The organism is Flammeovirga sp. MY04, assembly GCF_001682195.2.
GTDB classification, from domain to species: Bacteria; Bacteroidota; Bacteroidia; order Cytophagales; family Flammeovirgaceae; genus Flammeovirga; species Flammeovirga yaeyamensis.
This window is the reverse complement of the sequence record NZ_CP003560.2, coordinates 294,681-312,305: the sequence shown is the minus strand read 5'-3', so window position 1 is coordinate 312,305 and position 17,625 is coordinate 294,681. Positions and strand designations below refer to the sequence as shown.

General features: G+C 33.5%; 15 protein-coding genes. 9 read left to right on the top strand and 6 right to left on the bottom strand.

Translation table 11 applies throughout. The annotated features are described in order from the left end of the window. Positions 1–88: 88 nt before the first annotated feature. Complete coding sequence (gene tig, locus MY04_RS01220; protein WP_066205158.1) at positions 89–1,423, bottom strand: trigger factor; 1,335 nt, start codon at positions 1,421–1,423, stop codon at positions 89–91. Between the two features lie 439 nt (positions 1,424–1,862). On the opposite strand from tig, the gene MY04_RS01215 reads away from it, so the two are divergent. Continuing rightward, positions 1,863–4,082 carry a RelA/SpoT family protein gene (locus tag MY04_RS01215; protein ID WP_066205155.1) on the top strand — a complete coding sequence of 740 codons (2,220 nt, stop codon included), beginning with the start codon at positions 1,863–1,865 and terminating at the stop codon, positions 4,080–4,082. Positions 4,083–4,289: 207 nt separating this feature from the next. After that, on the top strand, positions 4,290–7,349 hold the full coding sequence (locus tag MY04_RS01210) for a GAF domain-containing protein (protein ID WP_066205153.1): 3,060 nt from the start codon (positions 4,290–4,292) through the stop codon (positions 7,347–7,349). A gap of 69 nt (positions 7,350–7,418) precedes the next feature. On the opposite strand, the gene MY04_RS01205 is transcribed toward MY04_RS01210, so the two are convergent. Both MY04_RS01205 and MY04_RS01200 read right to left on the bottom strand, forming a co-directional pair. Continuing rightward, the gene (locus tag MY04_RS01205; protein ID WP_066205150.1) at positions 7,419–8,591 is read right to left on the bottom strand and encodes a trans-sulfuration enzyme family protein; all 1,173 of its coding nucleotides are present in this window, start codon (positions 8,589–8,591) and stop codon (positions 7,419–7,421) included. Between the two features lie 135 nt (positions 8,592–8,726). Further along, the gene (locus tag MY04_RS01200) at positions 8,727–9,149 is read right to left on the bottom strand and encodes an OsmC family protein (RefSeq protein ID WP_066212931.1); all 423 of its coding nucleotides are present in this window, start codon (positions 9,147–9,149) and stop codon (positions 8,727–8,729) included. Positions 9,150–9,235: 86 nt separating this feature from the next. Between MY04_RS01200 and MY04_RS01195 the strand changes: the two genes are divergently transcribed. From MY04_RS01195 to MY04_RS01185, 3 genes are all read left to right on the top strand, one after another. Further along, positions 9,236–9,544, top strand: coding sequence for a rhodanese-like domain-containing protein (locus MY04_RS01195; protein ID WP_066205147.1), 309 nt, complete (start codon positions 9,236–9,238; stop codon positions 9,542–9,544). Between the two features lie 97 nt (positions 9,545–9,641). Further along, positions 9,642–10,088 (top strand): GNAT family N-acetyltransferase, encoded by a 447-nt coding sequence (locus tag MY04_RS01190; RefSeq protein ID WP_066205145.1) that lies wholly within the window; start codon positions 9,642–9,644, stop codon positions 10,086–10,088. 151 nt (positions 10,089–10,239) lie between these two features. Further along, complete coding sequence (locus MY04_RS01185; RefSeq protein WP_066205142.1) at positions 10,240–10,989, top strand: L,D-transpeptidase family protein; 750 nt, start codon at positions 10,240–10,242, stop codon at positions 10,987–10,989. A gap of 102 nt (positions 10,990–11,091) precedes the next feature. Here MY04_RS01185 and MY04_RS01180 read toward each other — a convergent pair whose 3' ends face one another. Further along, entirely contained in the window at positions 11,092–11,577 is a 486-nt protein-coding gene (locus tag MY04_RS01180; protein WP_066205139.1) for a hypothetical protein, read from the bottom strand. A 261-nt stretch (positions 11,578–11,838) separates the two neighbouring features. Here MY04_RS01180 and MY04_RS01175 point away from each other — a divergent pair, with 261 nt between their 5' ends. Continuing rightward, positions 11,839–12,507 carry an NAD-dependent epimerase/dehydratase family protein gene (locus MY04_RS01175; RefSeq protein WP_066205137.1) on the top strand — a complete coding sequence of 223 codons (669 nt, stop codon included), beginning with the start codon at positions 11,839–11,841 and terminating at the stop codon, positions 12,505–12,507. A gap of 395 nt (positions 12,508–12,902) precedes the next feature. Here the strand turns inward: MY04_RS01175 and MY04_RS01170 are convergent, their stop codons facing one another. After that, positions 12,903–13,634, bottom strand: a complete 732-nt coding sequence (locus MY04_RS01170) for a hypothetical protein (RefSeq protein ID WP_066205132.1) — start codon at positions 13,632–13,634, stop codon at positions 12,903–12,905. Positions 13,635–13,920: 286 nt separating this feature from the next. Here MY04_RS01170 and MY04_RS01165 point away from each other — a divergent pair, with 286 nt between their 5' ends. The 3 genes from MY04_RS01165 (at position 13,921) to MY04_RS01155 (ending at position 16,153) form a co-directional block, all read left to right on the top strand. After that, positions 13,921–14,445 carry a hypothetical protein gene (locus MY04_RS01165; protein WP_066205129.1) on the top strand — a complete coding sequence of 175 codons (525 nt, stop codon included), beginning with the start codon at positions 13,921–13,923 and terminating at the stop codon, positions 14,443–14,445. Positions 14,446–14,456: 11 nt separating this feature from the next. Further along, on the top strand, positions 14,457–14,870 hold the full coding sequence (locus MY04_RS01160; RefSeq protein ID WP_066205126.1) for a hypothetical protein: 414 nt from the start codon (positions 14,457–14,459) through the stop codon (positions 14,868–14,870). 170 nt (positions 14,871–15,040) lie between these two features. After that, positions 15,041–16,153 (top strand): serine hydrolase domain-containing protein, encoded by a 1,113-nt coding sequence (locus tag MY04_RS01155; protein ID WP_066205123.1) that lies wholly within the window; start codon positions 15,041–15,043, stop codon positions 16,151–16,153. Between the two features lie 83 nt (positions 16,154–16,236). On the opposite strand, the gene MY04_RS01150 is transcribed toward MY04_RS01155, so the two are convergent. After that, on the bottom strand, positions 16,237–17,580 hold the full coding sequence (locus MY04_RS01150; protein ID WP_066205121.1) for an NfeD family protein: 1,344 nt from the start codon (positions 17,578–17,580) through the stop codon (positions 16,237–16,239). Positions 17,581–17,625: the final 45 nt, after the last annotated feature.

The window sequence follows — 17,625 nt, the reverse complement described above, 5'->3', positions numbered from 1 at the left end:
AACGTCCTTACAAAATGTTTCCGATAATAAAAAAGGTCATCTCACAAAAGCGTGAGATGACCTTTTATATTTTTAAAGCATCTGATGATTAACCAGCTACTTGCTCATTCTTTGCAGTTAAGAACTCTTCGAATTTCGCTAAATCAACTTCTTCAGTGTTTAAAGAAACTTTTTCTTTAGCAGCACCAAAGATCTTCTCGTTGTAAACTTGCTCATAAGTTTGCTCGAAGTACTTACCGTTTTCAGCAGTTAAGTAGTTTTGAACGAACTCACCCATTCTGTCATCTTCATCACCCATGAAGTTACCGAATTGAGCTTTGATTTGTTCTAAAGCAGCTGCTTCAACATCTTCTTTCTCTACTTTGATCTCAGCAGTTTCAGCAATTGCGTCAGAGATTGCTCTCCACTTCACTGCTTCTTCGAATTTACCGATGTTGTTTTCAACTTCCTCGTCAGTTGACTTAGGGTTGTTTTGCTTGAATACTGTTTTCAATAATTCAGCAGGAAGAGCGATTGGGTTAGCCTCAACTAATGCAGTACGAACGTTTTCGTTAGTTACGTTGTCGATTGCTTGTTGGTTAACTTCACCAATTGTCTTTTTCAATTCAGCTCTGAATTCTTCTTCGTTAGAAGCTTTGTCAGGACCGATTACCATGTTAAAGAAATCTTGATCTAATTCTGGCTCGTGGTTACGAGTAATTTTAGTGATTTCGATAGAGAAGTTACCAGTGAATTGATCAGCATCTTCAGTACCTAAGAACAAACCTAAACGCTTGCTATCTTCGTACATAGTATCGATATCCAAAGTAACAACATCACCTACTTTCTTACCGATGAATTGATCAGCAATACCTTCAGCTAATTTGTCGTCTACATCAAATGCAGCACCTTCTTTAGAATACTCACCTGCTTCAGCTTTGAAAGTAGCAGTAACAACGTCAGCTTGAGCTACTTCTTCAGCGTCTTTCTTCGTTGGGTAAGACTCTTTTAACTTAACGATTGTGTTATCAACGTCAGCATCAGTAACTGTTAAGTTAAATGTATCTGCAGAAACACCTTCTGTTTTAAGTTCAAATTCTGGTAATAATAATTCGAATTCAACAGTTTGATCAGCACCCAATTGTTCTGGAGTGATAAAATCACCTTTGTAAATTGGTTGGAACAATGGTTTAACGTTATTGTCTTTCAAGTAAGTATCAACAGCTTTTCCAACAGTTTCGTTGAAAGTATCCATTTTCACTTGCTTTCCGTACATTTTTTCCACCATTGAAAAAGGTACTTTACCCGGACGGAAACCTTTCATATTAGCCGTTTTAGCATATTGCTTCAACTTGCTTTTATACTCAGTCATGTAATCCGCTTCAGTAACATTTACAGTTAACAAACCGTACGAGTTCTCCTGTTTATCTAATTTGAATTCCAAAGTTTTATGATTTTTGGTGTGACAAAATTCTAATTTTAATCAGAAAAAAAGACGAAATCTAACTTTCTGAGGTCGTATTTTGAAATTAGAGCAATAACAACAACTTTTTCCGCCATCAAATATTTGCCCTCCTTTCCTCTATATCAAGAAATTTCTTTTGTTTTTAACCTATTGATTTACAACAAAAAACAATCAATCCTCCTCTAGAGTTTTACCATAAACAAAATACCTAAAATAGACATTTTAATTTAAAGCGATGCAAAGGTAATGAACTCATTTTTAAAATCATTGATGTTAGGTCAAAAAAATGTAAACATCTGTTACTTACAATTTTATTTTATTATCTGATAAAACTTTGACAACACTACATTTTTTTACCTATTTTTATAGTTCTAAAATTTCAAAAAATTACATTATTGTTCGGTCATAGAATTAAGAGATGAAGATTGATTTAGAAAAAGAAAGGTTCGAGCTACTCAAAATGTATGGCAATTTGCTTAGGAAAGCACGCCCTTTTTTAAATGACCCTGATGATATTAAACAGATAAAAGCCGCCTTCTTGTTTGCTACCGATGCACATCAAGATATGAGAAGAAAATCGGGCGAACCTTTTATCTATCACCCTGTAGCGGTAGCAACCATTGCGACAGAAGAAATTGGTCTTGGTACCACTTCTATTATTGCTGCCCTTTTACACGATGTTGTTGAAGATACAGACTACACCCTAGAAGATATAGAAGAACGTTTTGGTCCTAAGGTAGCCCTTATTGTAAATGGCTTGACCAAGATTTCTGGTGCTGCACAAAAAGGTGGTTCACTGCAAGCAGAAAACTTTAGGAAAATGTTGCTTACCATTGCTGAGGATGTCAGAGTGGTATTAATTAAAATAGCCGACCGTTTGCATAACATGCGAACATTAAAGTCGATGCCAAAAGACAAGCAACTTAAAGTAAAAGCAGAGACAGAATATATCTACGCTCCACTCGCCCATCGTTTGGGATTATACAATATTAAATCTGAATTAGAAGATTTAAGTTTAAAGTATTCTGATGGAGTTCTATACGACGAAATTTCTAGAAAACTAAGGGAATCAGAGGAAGCTCGAGAACACTTTACTAATGAATTTAAAACTCCCCTTATCGAGACTTTAGATAAGCAGGGATATAAATACACTATTAAATCAAGAACGAAATCCATCACTTCGATTGCGAATAAAATGAAAAAGCAACAAGTACCTTTCGAGGAAGTTTTTGATTTATTCGCTGTTAGAATCATTTTTGATTGTCCGCGTGAGGTTGAAAAATCTACATGTTGGCACGTCTACTCTATTGTTACTGACTTCTACACTCCAAATGTAAGTCGTTTACGAGATTGGATTAGTATGCCAAAAGCCAATGGTTATGAGTCGTTACACACCACTGTAATGGGACATAATGGCCACTGGGTAGAAGTTCAAATCCGCTCGCTTCGAATGGATGAAATTGCCGAAAAAGGATATGCTGCCCATTGGAAATATAAGGAACAATCAGGCGGAGATGTAAACAAAGAAAAAGGTATCGAACATTGGTTAAACGAGGTTCGTTCCTTGATGGAAAACGATAAAGTAAATGCTGTTGAATTCTTAGATGATTTCAGAACAAGTTTATTCAACAAAGAAGTTTTTGTGTTTACTCCTAATGGCGATTTAAAAGTATTCCCACAAGGAGCAACAGTTTTAGACTTTGCTTTTGATATACATACAGAAGTTGGTGCCAAATGCTTAGGAGCAAAGATCAATGGTAAACTTGTTCCTTTAAGTTATCAATTAAATAATGGTGATCAGATAGAAATTCTTACTGCCAATCAATCTAAAGCAAACGAAGGTTGGCTTAAAATTGTAAGAACATCTAGAGCAAGAGCCAAAATCAAATCACACTTAAAAGAAGACCGAAAGAGAGTCGCTTCTATTGGACGTGAGATTATTGATAGAAAGTTCAAACAACTTAAAATCAAATATGATGATAGGATTGCTCAACAATTGAGAGACTTTTTCAACTTAAACAGTGAAACTGATCTTTATTATCAAGTAGGTGAAGGAATTATTGAACACAAAGAAATTAAAAAGTTCAAAGATCACCTAGAGCATAACAATCAGGTTAAGAAAAGAAAAATTGTTCCTGATTCTGCGAAAGAATTTAAAAATAAAATCAAGAATATACGTCAGGATGATGATGAGTTAGTGATCGGCGAAGATATGGACAACGTACATTATTCTATTGCCAACTGCTGTAACCCTATTCAAGGTGATGATATCTTTGGTTTTATTACTATTAATAATGGCATCAAAATACACCGTACCAACTGCCCTAACTCCATTGCTATGATGGCCAATTATGGTTATCGTATCATTAAAGCACGTTGGGCTTCGGAAAAAGAATCAAGTTTCGTTTCTAAGATTTCTATTGAAGGTACCGATAGAATAGGTTTAGTCAACGATGTAACAAGAATCATTACAAGTCGCTTGAAAGTAAATATCCGATCGATATCAATTGATACTCAGGATGGCATATTTAAAGGAACCATAGAAATTGCTGTAAAGCATCTAGATGAATTCGAGAAAGTAATTACAGAAATTAAAGCTATCGAGGGCATTATTCGAGTGAAACGATTCGATAATTGATTTTTTTTACTAAAAATATTACGCTGCAATGTGTTTACTCATATTGTGGCTTTTTTTTTGCCAATAACATAATGGATTTTAAGATTAAATTTTAGCATTTAAATAATATTAATCGAGTTAATTCGTTATTACATCAAATCAAAAAGTGAAATATATCATTGGTGATTTTTTCATCAATTATGCATATATCAATTAGCTGCAACAGACATGAAAACAGGATACTTAGATCAGGCATTATCTATCTACCAAGATCTTTCAAGAGCGTTAACTACTAAAGACTTGAGTAAGAAGATATTACAAACCATTCACTCTAGATCTATAGCGGAGAAGGCGTCTATAATTATTAAATCGGGTGATGATTTTATTCTGAAAGCATATAAGAAAAGAAATGAAGAAGACATTCATTTCTCTGATGAACATATTCAGGCAGAGAAAAATGAACTTCCATTAGCTATCCTACGCCAAATAAAGACACCAAAGTCGACCATTGTGGTAAATATGGATAAGGTCAATGAGCAAATCAAGACGGATGCTTATATCACTGAACATCAACCGCAATATTTAAATTTCATTCCTCTTTGGAATCAAGATACTATGATTGGCTTTTTGATGTTGGATCAATATCAAAATATCAATACGCCATCAGAACAAATTAAATTTTTGCAAGTACTAGCCCCTCAAATGGCTATTCTACTTCAAAAATCTTTCTTTGATATCACACATCAAGAAGTAAAAGAGGAAAAAGAAGACATACAGGCTAATAATACACAAATCAAAGGTTTTGAAATTCAGGCCATCCAAGAAGTGGGTCAGTTAATTGCAGCAACTGACAGCTTAGATAAGATGACGGTGACTGTATATGAAAAAATCAATCAGATATTAGATGCCAAAACATTGGATATTGGTGTGGTGAACAAAGAGACACATATGCTTGAGTTCCCAGCTACTTATGACAATGGGAACAAACTTCCTTTCAACTCATGTTCTTTAAACGAAGAGGATCGTTTATCTACTCTTTGTATCAAAAGTAATAAACCGATTCACATCAATAACTTTGATGAAGAAATCAGCAGCTACCTTCCTAAGTTCTACAGTAAATTCGATCATGAAGCAGAGAGTGCAGCAATTCAATCTCTAATTTATGTGCCTATTCAATATAAAAATGAAACGGTAGGTGTATTTACTGTCCAAACGGACAAGAAAGATGCTTATTCACTTCAGGATAAAATTCTTGTTCAGGGTATTGGTTCTTATATTGGTATTGCCATTGAGAATATTCGTCTAAAGGCAAAAACCAACGTTCAGTCTCAGGTATCTGAGGAACAAGAAGAACAGTTGACAATGGCCTACAATGCCTTGAAGAATTTGGGTGAGATTGGTCAGGACATTACGTCCAACCTTTCCATCGAAGGTATCTCGAATACAGCTTACGAGAGTTTGAATTCGATGATCGAAGCCCCTCTTTACTCTATGGGTATTTACAATAAAGAGAGAGGAGTCTTAGAAATTACGACAAATATTGAAAATGGAGAAAAATTACCTCCTAAAACAATTCGTCTTACTGATAATGACAAACTTTCGGTGATCTGTTTTAAACAGTTGAAAGAGATTGTTATTAACGATATCATGGTAGATTATAATCTTTATCTTCCAGATCAAGAATTACCAAAATCAGAATTATCAGGATTACCACAATCTTTGATTTATATTCCACTAATTGGTAAGGAAGGTACTTTGGGATTTATCACGATACAATCTTACCAAGCAAATGCGTTCGGCGAAAGAGCATTGAACTTAATGAAAAACATCGCGATCTATATTGGTATCGCCTTGGACAACGCATTAACATACGAAGGTCTTGAAGAAATTGTAGCCGACCGTACTGCCGAACTTCAACATCAAAAACAAGAAATCGAGAATAGTCGTGATCAAATCGAGCAATCGTATAAAAACGTACAATTGATCTCGAATATTGGTATCGAGCTATCATCAGACTTAAATACAGAAAATATCATCAAAACGTTGTATCAAAATATCTCCGATTTGATGAAAGTTGATTCTTTTGGTTTAGGTATATATCACCATAGAAGACAAGAAATTGAGTTTATTGGAGCTATGGAAAAAGGTAAGCAGTTACCTGATTTCACCCACTCTATGGGAGACAATACTCGATTATCATCTTTATGTTTGAGAGAGAACAAGGAGGTGGTAATTAATGATATTACTACTGAAATTTCCAATTACCTTGATTTAGGTGAAGATGCAGTCATTGATGTAAAAGCAGGTGAAATGCCAATGTCAGTGATTTATATTCCTTTAGTCACTAAAGAAAAACTGATGGGGGTAATTAGTGTACAAAGTTTTGATAAAAATGCATACACTGATAGACACGTAGATATCTTAAGAAACATTGCCGTATTATCTGCGATTGCGATTGATAATGCGAGTTCATACGAAAAGATTGAAAGACAAAAAGAAGAACTTCAATCTACTTCTCAGAAAATTACGCAATCCATTAAGTATGCAAAACAAATTCAGGGTTCTATCTTGCCTAACCGTACTTTAATCAGAAGCTTATTACCTGATTCATTTATCTTCCACAAACCAAAAGATATTGTATCTGGCGACTTCTTCTGGTTCTTGGAGCATGGTAATAAAATATTCATTTCTACAGTAGATTGTAACAGTAATGGTGTACCGGGTGCGATGATGTCCATTATTGGTATTTCTTTATTCAGAGAGATCGTAGAAATTAGAGGTATTGTTTGTCCAGGAGAGATTTTGGAGGCAATGAATACCCGCTTGATGGCACATCTAAATCAAAGTACTAGCGATAATTCTGACTCTTTAGATGTATCGATGGTAGTCATTGACAAGGACAAAAATGTAATGGAATTTGCTGGAGCCAATACACAAATGGCTAGAGTTGTCAATAATAAGTTTTTCATCATCAAAGGTTCTAAACATACTATTGGTGGGGATCAACCTCAAAAAGGCGAAGCAATTAAATTCCAAAAGCATAGCTTCAATCTTGATGAAGACGCCAACTATTATTTATTTACGGATGGTTATCAGAAACAAATTGGAGGTAAAGACAAAGGGGAGTTTGGTAAAGAAAATTTCTTAAAATTGCTTTATCAAAATCATAAAGAAGAAAAAACGAAACAAAGAACAGCTGTTCGTAGAGCTTTCAACGACTGGATGGAAAACGAATTAACACAAACAGACGATGTTTTAGTGTTAGGTTTTAATCCTTCGAAAAGCTAATAAGAAAAACATAGAAAAGGCGATCATTACTGATCGCCTTTTTATTTATCTATAGATTTTAAACAATGACTATTTCATTGCTTGTTTGATATCTGCAATAATATCATCCACGTGCTCCAATCCTACAGAGATTCTGATTAAACCAGGAGTAATACCTACTGCCAATCGTTCTTCTTCTGTCAATTTTGAGTGGGTAGTCGATGCCGGGTGTGTGGCAATTGTTCTTGTATCACCAAGGTTAGAAGACTTAGAAATTAACTGTAAGCTGTTCCAGAATTTCTTTCCTGCTTCAACTCCACCTTTAATTTCGAAAGAGACCAATGCTCCACCTAATCTCATTTGCTTTTTGGCTAACTCGTAACCCGCATGAGAAGGCAAGAATGGATATTTCACTAACTCCACTTCTTCCATTTGCTCTAAAGCTTGAGCTACTTTCATGGCACTCTCACAATGTTTTTCCATTCTGATTGATAATGTTTCTAATGACTTAGAAAGAATCCAACCATGGAATGGAGATAAAGCCGGTCCAGTGTGTCTAGACATAAACTTCACTTTATCCATTAATTCTTGAGAACCTAAAATTGCTCCTGCTAACACTCTACCCTGCCCATCAATAAATTTAGTTGCTGAGTGAGTAACAATATGTGCACCATGCTTCAATGGGTTTTGCAAATATGGAGTAGCAAAACAGTTATCTACATTAAGGATGATGTTGTGTTTATCTGCAATTTTAGCCAATGCTTCAATATCAATAATATCCAACGCAGGGTTAGAAGGTGTCTCGATAAAGATCATTTTAGTTGTTGGCTGAATTGCTTTCTCAAAACCTTCCAAATCGTGAATATCAACATATGTATGCGATACTCCCCACTTTGGTAATAATTGTGTTAAGATCTGGTGAGTTGAACCAAATAAAGATCTTGAAGCCACAATATGATCACCTTGACTTACAAAAGAAGCGATACTTAAAAACATGGCTGCCATACCAGAAGAGGTAGCAATACCTGCTTCTGCTCCTTCCAACAATACCAATTTATTGATAAACTCGTCGTTATTCGGGTTTGAATATCTAGAGTAAATATTTCCTTCTACTTCATCAGAGAACAACGCATTCGCATGATCTGCATCTTCGAAAGTAAAACTCGATGTTGCATAAATCGGCACTGAATGCTCTCTGTTATGCGATCGCTGAGTCTGAGCTCTCACCGCAATCGTTTCAAACTTCTTATCTTCTTGGCTCATGTATTTTCTGTAAGTTAATTCTAGTTATAAATAGTATATGTTGATGTTTGGATGTCTAGAGTAACGCACACTTTATTTCTTTGATCAACTCAAAGACGTTTTATAAACATCAAATGTTCTTTCAAAATTAAACTATTATTTGATGATATTGAAAGAATGTGTAATTGTCGCAGTCGATTTTACCATTTCTGCTACAGAACAATATTTTTCTACCGCTAACTCTACTGCACGGGCAGCCTTTTTCTCATCAATTTCTCCGTAAAGATCAAAATGCACATTTACTTTTTCGAAAGGAGCTGGAGTACCATCTACTCTATCGCCTTCCACATTAATCTTTACATCATTTACCTCTTGACGTTGTTTCTTTAATATATGGATCAGATCAAAAACTGCACAACCTGCTACTCCTGTCAATACTAATTGCATAGGAGAGAAAGCTGAACCTTGTCCCATACCATCCATTTTTCCTTTACCTGCATCTATATGTAAAGTATTTCCTTCTTCTGAAGTTGCTTCAAAACGCACACCTTCATTTACTCTTTTTAGTTCAATTTTCATGAGTTTGTAAGTTTTTTTCTCGTTTAAATTTGTTACTAACACAAAGGTTTGATAAAATTACGTAAATGTAAACTAATTTAGGTACTATGAAAAGTATTACTGTACAAGAACTGAGAGAATTACAAGAATCAGGCGCAGACTTCCAACTAATTGACGTACGTGAAGACTACGAATTCGATGAGGCCAACCTAGGTGGTGAGCTTATTCCTTTGGCTACTGTAATTGATGAAGCTGATAAAATCAGTAAGGATAAAAGAGTGATTGTTCACTGTAGAAGTGGCAAACGTTCTGCTAACGCAATCGAAGCTTTAGAAGGAATGAAAGGTTATACTAACCTTGAAAACCTTGAAGGAGGTATCCTTGCTTACATCGACGAGTTTGGTCTAGAAGACTAATCTGTCAAGATATAATCGTATTCACCTTTTTTTACGATATTTGTGCCGGCCTATTCATTAGGCCGGCTTTTTTATTGACCATCAAAAATAAATTAAGATGTCAGATTCATTATCGGTAGTATTTTTAGAGGGGACATCCTCTGAGTTTTGGCCTGCAGTAATGCAGATCCGTAAAGAGGTTTTTGTTGATGAACAACAAATTGATATTTCATTAGAATTTGATGATATCGATGCTACTGCACATCATTTACTAGTACTTGATGATGGTCGCCCAGCAGGTGTTTGTCGTTATTTTAAAACTGAAGAAGGTTATAAAATGGGTCGTTTTGCCGTAACGAAGTCTTTTAGAGGCCAAGGTATTGGCAATGCACTTATCCAAGCTTCTTTAAGTGAGATCGAAGAAATTGCCCCTGAGGGAACTCGTGTTTATTTACACGCTCAAAAAACAGTAACAGGGTTTTATGAAGAAGAAGGTTTTGTAATTAAAGGTGGAGAATTCATGGAAGATGGAATTATTCATGTTTTGATGGAACAAACACTTTAATTCTTATATATGTTTCGTGGGGACGTTGCTATGCAGCGTTCCTACGGGGCCTTACAAAATTCGTTAAATACTACTTGATTCTATACCCTACCACTTTTTCGGAGTATTTTTTGATTTGTATTGATCAATTCAATCAAACAGATACAATATCATGTTACTAACTATTCGATACCTTTTCTTAATTATATCCCTAATTTTCTTCTCTACTAATAATTCATTTAAAGAAGATCAACTTCGATATTCTCGAGTTCGAAATGCGTACAATGAAAAAGAAAATACGCTAGACCAACTATTGGAAAAATCAGCCATCAAAAAATCAGAATTAAACATTTATCTAAGAGCCTTCAAAAGTGAAAATCTCATTGAATTATGGGGAAAAAATGCTTCCGATACCAAATATAAATTGATCAAAACATATGAGGTTTGTAACACCTCAGGTCGTTTAGGACCTAAAAGAATGCAAGGTGATTATCAAATTCCAGAAGGTTTTTATCATATTGACAGATTCAATCCATACAGTAATTATCATTTATCATTAGGCATTAATTACCCCAATGCATCTGATAAAATCTTAGGCGAAAAAGGACGATTGGGAGGAGATATTTTTATTCATGGTGCTTGTGTAACGATTGGATGCCTACCCATCACCGATGAACAAATAAAAGAACTCTATATATTTTGTGTGGAAGCGAAGAATAATGGACAATATACTATTCCTGTAACTATTTTTCCGGCAAAATTATCCGATACACGTTATCAGTTACTCTCTAACTCTAAAATTGCAACAGAAGAAAAAGTGGGGCTTTGGTCTGATCTTAAGAAAGGGTACCAACTATTTAATGATACGAAAACATTACCTTCCATTAGTTTTAAAAATGACGGAAGGCATATAGTTAACTAAAACAATTGTATTGTTTGTATGCTTATGGATCTAATTTGAAGATGTTATGAGGTTGAATGATTTTTAAATAACTAATCAACTTCTTAAATAAGTTATTTACTTCTATAGAAAAAGATATTTTTTCATCATTTCAGCATAATGTCCGATATAAGATTGCTGGTTATTTGTGATTTTTTCAAATGCATTACTATTCACTAACTGATTAATAAACGTGATGATAGATACGATATGAATTATTTCTTCTGCCACTTCTATTTCAAAACCTTCTTGTACAAATTGATTTAGAATTTCTTTGGACATAGATTCATTCATCACTTTAGAAGCAAAAGAGAAAAGAGGAGCAAATTCTTTATCATCGAATGTAAAAATATCTAATACACCACAGTAGCCTAATTCCTGACAAATAGCTACATGTGTAAGAAAGCAAAGTTCAGAATTATTCTTTTTCGAAACATAAGCCGCAATAATTTCACGATAGGAAATGGGTAGTGCACCCTCTCCTCTCATAATTTCATGAGCTAAAATATATACAGCTGGTTCTTTAGTTTCCTTTTTCTTCTTTTTATGAACAGTAAACTTTTGATTCATATTGATAGAGCAGTTAAGTAGACACGGTTTATATAAGAATAAATCTATAGATATAGCAGTATTATATGTATTATAAGAACGAGGAATTAATCACATTTGTTTATATAAGAATGAAAATCAAACAATTAATACATGTAATTTCACTAAACATCCTAAATTCATTTGCTTTGATCAGTAATAAGTATTCTTTTTTCAGTAATTTGTTTTAACTGAAATAACATACACTTCCGACCTTTGATTTATCAATAAAAAAAATAAAATATGAAAGTTATTATCACAGGAGCAACAGGAATGGTAGGTAGAGGAGTTTTGTATGAGTGCCTCGAAGACAATAGAATAGAAAAGGTGTTAATGATTAACCGATCGTCTTTAGATATTAATCATCCTAAACTCGAAGAAGCATTACTTAAAGATTTTACCGAGGTTGAAGTCATAAAAGATAGATTATTGGGATATGATGCTTGTTTTTATTGTATGGGAATATCTGCGGTAGGTTTAAGCGAAGAAGAGTATACAAAAATCACTTATGATACGGCTAATGCTTTTGCCAAAACATTATTTGATATCAATCAAGAATTAATTTTCAATTATGTTTCCGGTACTGGTACAGACGAAACAGAAAAAGGAAACAGTATGTGGGCAAGAGTAAAAGGAAAAACAGAAAATATGCTCTTAAAAAAAGGATTTAAAGATGCCATTATGTTCAGACCAGGTTTTATTATCCCTGAAAAAGGGATTAAATCAAAAACCAATTGGTATAACGCCTTCTATGTAATAACAAGGCCACTTTTTCCTTTAATGAAGAAGTCTAAACAAATTACAACCACTACGAATATTGGAAAGGCGATGATTAATAGTTTATTCTTCCCTCCTAAATTAAAGCATCTAGAAAATAGAATGATAAATAATCTATCTCAAGAAAACGGATAATTTCATCTTTAATTAAAGAATAAGGCATGTATAAAGGCAGATCATAAAAAGTCTGCCTTTAATATTTTAAACTTTTTTATAAAATTTTTATATTAGAATACTAATTATCACATGTCCTTTATGATTAAATATTCAACTAACGCCACTCAACCACTTGTTCAAAAAAAGAATCTGTGGGTTTTGATGTACTACATACTTTTTGGCATATTTATTTTTTCTTTCATCACTTGGGTAGTTGTTTGTATCACTGTAAATAAGTTACTACCCCAATACTTAGTGTTCCTATGTATAGGTTTCCCTATATACTTTATAAACAAAAAAATTGATCTCCTGGAAAAAGAGATCAATAATTTAGAGAATGGGACTTCTCTGTAGATTTTATATGTGGAAATAAATTATAGTCTTGTAAAAGTAAAAGTACCTTTTCCGTTTCTTACTTTAGAAAAAGAATCAAAATGAAAATTCTTAGGAAGCTTCTTAGAAAAATCTATCAATAAATCATTTAAAGTAGCTTCAGGAATTATTGTTGATTCATTGTTATATAACTCCATAAAATATTTAAAAGAAACCAAATTAAGATGCTTCTTAAAATAAGCCACCTTCCATGCATCAATTTTTTGAGGCAATCTATTTAATTTATCCTTAATTACATTCTCTTCCCAAGCAGTAGCACCTGTAAGTAAAAATTGTTTTAAAGCCATTGAAAACTTTTGATGCAATTCTTTCTCCATCAATAAAGAGGATTTATAGTGCAATGCACTATTGGTCAATTCCCCACCTTTAACAATGTTATCTTCGTAATCCAAATTAGGATCTATATCAAAATAGATTACTTCTTGATCTAAATAAAATGGATAAACTATCTCTTTCTCAGAATTTTTTACTTTAAGAACAAAAGCATCATATAAAGTGGTAGACTCCACAATTATTTCAAAAGTTCCATCTCTATTTAATGAAAATTCTTTTTCAAAAGAACGAGTTGTATTTGCTATCAAAAAGCTATTTGATGCTGCATTGACAATTGTACCTTTTAAAGTTGTAGTCAACACCTTTTTCTCTTTTGCGATTAAGTTTGTAAGGGTGGCAAAGAGGGTTATTAGTAAAAGTAAATAATTAAATTTTTTCATGAGTTAGTCAATTGTGTGTATTTCTTTCAGGTAAAATAAATGGAGTAAAGTTTTCTTTGGTTAGTTTCCATCATGATATCAATCAATATCACTAAAAACAATAAAAAAATACACGGTTCAGAAAGTTTTATCTAATTGATTACAATATAGTTAATCAATAAAACTCCAAAAAAATATTATTAGAATAATACAATTTTTCTCCTTATTATTATCAAAAAAAATTATAGTTGAATGGTTTTTTAAATAAGTAAGCTATATTTATACATCAACTACAACTCTTTTAATTATGAAACCAAATAAAGAACTAAGCAAGCATTGTCAACTTTGTGACCACAAAATTTTTAATATCACAGAAGGTACAAAGTGTGGATTGACCAATGAGTATCCTAACTTCAAAAACAAATGTTCTAATATTCTTCTAAACGAAGAATGCGATGCTAAAATCAAAGAAATCAACATTGATGTATTTAAAACCAATGGTAAAAAGAATTTGGCCTACCTTAACTTAGTCGTATTTTTGATAGTTACATTAGCTGTTTCTTACTATTCAATATTTCTTGAGTTAGTTGCCCTAGAAAAAGGTGTTTTTGCGTTTCTTCCTGTATTCATTTTTATATCCGGTTTAGGTTTTTTAGGCTTAGCATTTAAACCACTTCTCTCTTATCGTCAAGAAAAAAAGGTAAACGATAAAAAGAAGAAGGATTTGGATGCTACAATGGCTTTATACAATAAGGAATATGATATTGACATCACATTTGATAAAGATGTACATGGAAACAAGACGTATCATTCTGAAATAAAAATGTACTAATACATTCATTTATGAAACCAAATAAGGAGCTAAACAAGCACTGTCGACTTTGTGAAAACAGAGTTTTTAACTTAAATGAAGGGACTAAATGTGGTTTGACCAATCAGTATCCTAAATTTAATCACAGGTGTAAAGACATTAAATTTGGTTCTATATTATCTAGAGAAATCAAAGAGTTTACGGTTGAATTACATCAACTCAAGCAAAAACAATTCAAAGTAAACATAAAGTTTTATATTTCTTTAGTGGCAGTAGGACTTGTTGGTATTTTCTGTCTTTATATTTTCATTTCTATGGTTGGTATTTATGAAGAACACAGTTTTCAAGGAGGAAGAGCACTTCAAATACCATTATATATTTTAGGTGTTAGTGCCACTGCTTTTTTTAAGGGTATTTATCCATATACTAAGTACATCAAAATTTAAAGTCGGTAAAAAGAAAAAAAGCTGAAATAGATAAAGTATTAGCTATTTATAATAAAGAATATGATTATGATATAGTTACACAAAAAGATGAGAATGATGAAAATGTTTACCATGCTCATCTTCGTTACTTTTAGAATAATTATCCTTCAGAACACTAAATGAATTAACGAATGAGAATTTTAATTTTCTTCATTTTATCAATGACCACTGCTTATGGACAGGTAAATCAAAAAGATATTCACAAGTTTGAGAAATATGTGAACAAGTTATTGACAGATTCTCAAAAAGCTCCTGTAGCTAATATTTTCTGTTACATAGAGAACGACTCACTTTTAGTCCACAAAGGGTTTGGACATTTAAATGTTAAAGGTGATGAAGTAAATAAGAACTCTACTTTTAAGATCGCTAGTATTACTAAAATGTTTACCTCTACGGTCATTCTTCAAATGATGGAAGAAGATTTAATTGATCTTGACGCCCCTGTTTCTAGGTATTTATCTGATATAAACTATTTACAGTTCGATAGTCTTCATCTGTATCAAGGAAAATCTTATGGTAATACAATTACTATCCGACAGCTTTTACAACACCGCTCTGGCTTAGGAGATATTTTTATTGATACTTATGAAACGTTTGTGGATCATATGAAAAAACATTCTCAAAAAGAATGGACTCCAGAAAAGCTTTTTGAGTTTTACTATAAAAATGAGGTAAATCATATGACTCATTTTCAACCTGATTCTGGCTATTATTATACAGACGTTGGATATTTTCTATTAGGATTAACCATAGAAAAAGTCACCAAAAAATCGTTAGCAGAAAATTACAGAGAAAGAATACTTGATCCTCTAGAATTGACCTCTACTTACTTTGAATATCACGAAGAAAATCCTTCCAAAAACAAACAAGCTTCTGCTTATATTGGAGATTGGGAAATTACAGGAAATGTCAATACTTCTTACGATTGGGGTGGAGGTGGCCTCGTTTCCAACACCCAAGACTTAAGCAAATTCATCCATGGGTTATTTGATCAAAAACTCTTTCAGAAAAAAGAAACGCTAGAGATGATGACAGAAGCTCGATCTATTGGAAGAAAATACGGAATGGGTATCACTACCTACAGCTTTAACGATAGAATCTATTATGGACATGGCGGTTTTTGGGGAAGCTTAATGGCTTACGACCCTATTCATAATTCAACCATCATATTATCCATTAACCAAGTAGAACCTCCTTTTCAAGAAATAAAATTGATAAAAAAAGCGGTGGCGTTGGTGGAGTAAAAAAGCAGAGAGGAGTATCTTTAAAAAGATACTCCTCTCTGCTTTTTTAGTGAAGAGTGAAGAGGGAAAAGTGAAGATCGTTTTTAACTCTGCAACTCCCTTACTCTTAACGACATGTTATTCTGACTAACTACTTCTACTTCAGTTCCTTTTTCTATGAAACCTCCTTCTGTTGTTGCGTCATAATAGTCGTTGTCTATTTTAATTTTTCCTGAGGGTCTTAATACAGTATGTGCTATCCCAACTTGTCCTACAAAAGAGGCTTCGAATACATCTGCTGAATAACCGTCTTCGGAAGTCATGGACTCTCTTAAACCTACTTTGTTGAACATTGGCATATCCATAATCTTATGGGCGAAAGTTAGAATAAACATTCCTGCAACGAACATTGCGCCCATCACACTAATTAGAGATGTCCAAATTCGAGTTGAATCAACAAAAGTAAAATCTAGGAAGTCGTTTTCTAGCATCACGAGTACCAATCCTATCACTAATAAACTAATACCTGATACTCCTGTGACACCAAATCCTGGGACGACAAATATTTCCAATATGATCAATACTATACCTAACGCAATTAGTACAATTTCCCAGTTGTCGGCCATACCATTTAAATAGTATGGAGTTAAATATAAAATTGCTGCTACAATTGCCGCAATCAAAGGGAAACCTACACCTGGCGATTGTAATTCAAAGTACAAACCTCCTAAGATGATTAGAATTAAAATACCACTAATTGCTGGATTCAAAAATAAAGAGATGATGCTTTCGGTAGTCGATTGCTCATAGTTTACAAGTGTGTAACTCTCTACTCCACTCCTTTTCATGATATCTTTTACTCCAGCCACTTTGGCTTCGCAATACCCGTTTTTTATCGCTTCAGATACAGTAAAAGTAATTACTTCTCCTTCTTCCGATACACCTTCAACCACAAGATCTTGATCGACCATGGCTTCTGCAATATCAGGATTACGTCCATTACTTTCTGCAGTTGAACGCATCATGGAACGCATATACGATTGGTATTTATCTGGGGCAGCTTCTCCAGTGCCTCCCATCACTACGGTAGCCGCACCAATGTTTGATCCTGTTTCCATGTAGATCGAATCACAAGCTATAGAGATTAAAGCGCCTGCACTTGCTGCATTTTTATTTATAAATACATACACCGGCGTTGAGTAGTCTAAAATCATTTGTCTGATCTTATCCGCATCATTTACAGCACCTCCATAGGTATCCATATCAATGATGACATAATCTGCTTTTTGCTCTGTAGCTTCATCCAATGCCAATTTCACTTGTCGTGACATCACTGGATTAATATCTTCTCGAATTTCGAATTGAAACACCACTGGGTCCTTTTCAGCAAATACATTGATACTCTGAAAGGTGAATAATAAAGTGATGATATAGAAAATTTTCTTCATACTATTGTTAGTCAATTACACCAAAAAGTAGAAACTCTGTTTCTG

What these genes read in the sequence shown, in the direction of transcription:
- MY04_RS01215 (WP_066205155.1), top strand. Translation starts at nt 1,863, where the DNA reads ATGAAGATTGATTTAGAAAAAGAAAGGTTCGAGCTACTCAAAATGTAT.
- MY04_RS01210 (WP_066205153.1), top strand. Translation starts at nt 4,290, where the DNA reads ATGAAAACAGGATACTTAGATCAGGCATTATCTATCTACCAAGATCTT.
- MY04_RS01205 (WP_066205150.1), bottom strand. Translation starts at nt 8,591, where the DNA reads ATGAGCCAAGAAGATAAGAAGTTTGAAACGATTGCGGTGAGAGCTCAG.
- MY04_RS01200 (WP_066212931.1), bottom strand. Translation starts at nt 9,149, where the DNA reads ATGAAAATTGAACTAAAAAGAGTAAATGAAGGTGTGCGTTTTGAAGCA.
- MY04_RS01195 (WP_066205147.1), top strand. Translation starts at nt 9,236, where the DNA reads ATGAAAAGTATTACTGTACAAGAACTGAGAGAATTACAAGAATCAGGC.
- MY04_RS01190 (WP_066205145.1), top strand. Translation starts at nt 9,642, where the DNA reads ATGTCAGATTCATTATCGGTAGTATTTTTAGAGGGGACATCCTCTGAG.
- MY04_RS01185 (WP_066205142.1), top strand. Translation starts at nt 10,240, where the DNA reads ATGTTACTAACTATTCGATACCTTTTCTTAATTATATCCCTAATTTTC.
- MY04_RS01180 (WP_066205139.1), bottom strand. Translation starts at nt 11,577, where the DNA reads ATGAATCAAAAGTTTACTGTTCATAAAAAGAAGAAAAAGGAAACTAAA.
- MY04_RS01175 (WP_066205137.1), top strand. Translation starts at nt 11,839, where the DNA reads ATGAAAGTTATTATCACAGGAGCAACAGGAATGGTAGGTAGAGGAGTT.
- MY04_RS01170 (WP_066205132.1), bottom strand. Translation starts at nt 13,634, where the DNA reads ATGAAAAAATTTAATTATTTACTTTTACTAATAACCCTCTTTGCCACC.
- MY04_RS01165 (WP_066205129.1), top strand. Translation starts at nt 13,921, where the DNA reads ATGAAACCAAATAAAGAACTAAGCAAGCATTGTCAACTTTGTGACCAC.
- MY04_RS01160 (WP_066205126.1), top strand. Translation starts at nt 14,457, where the DNA reads ATGAAACCAAATAAGGAGCTAAACAAGCACTGTCGACTTTGTGAAAAC.
- MY04_RS01155 (WP_066205123.1), top strand. Translation starts at nt 15,041, where the DNA reads ATGAGAATTTTAATTTTCTTCATTTTATCAATGACCACTGCTTATGGA.
- MY04_RS01150 (WP_066205121.1), bottom strand. Translation starts at nt 17,580, where the DNA reads ATGAAGAAAATTTTCTATATCATCACTTTATTATTCACCTTTCAGAGT.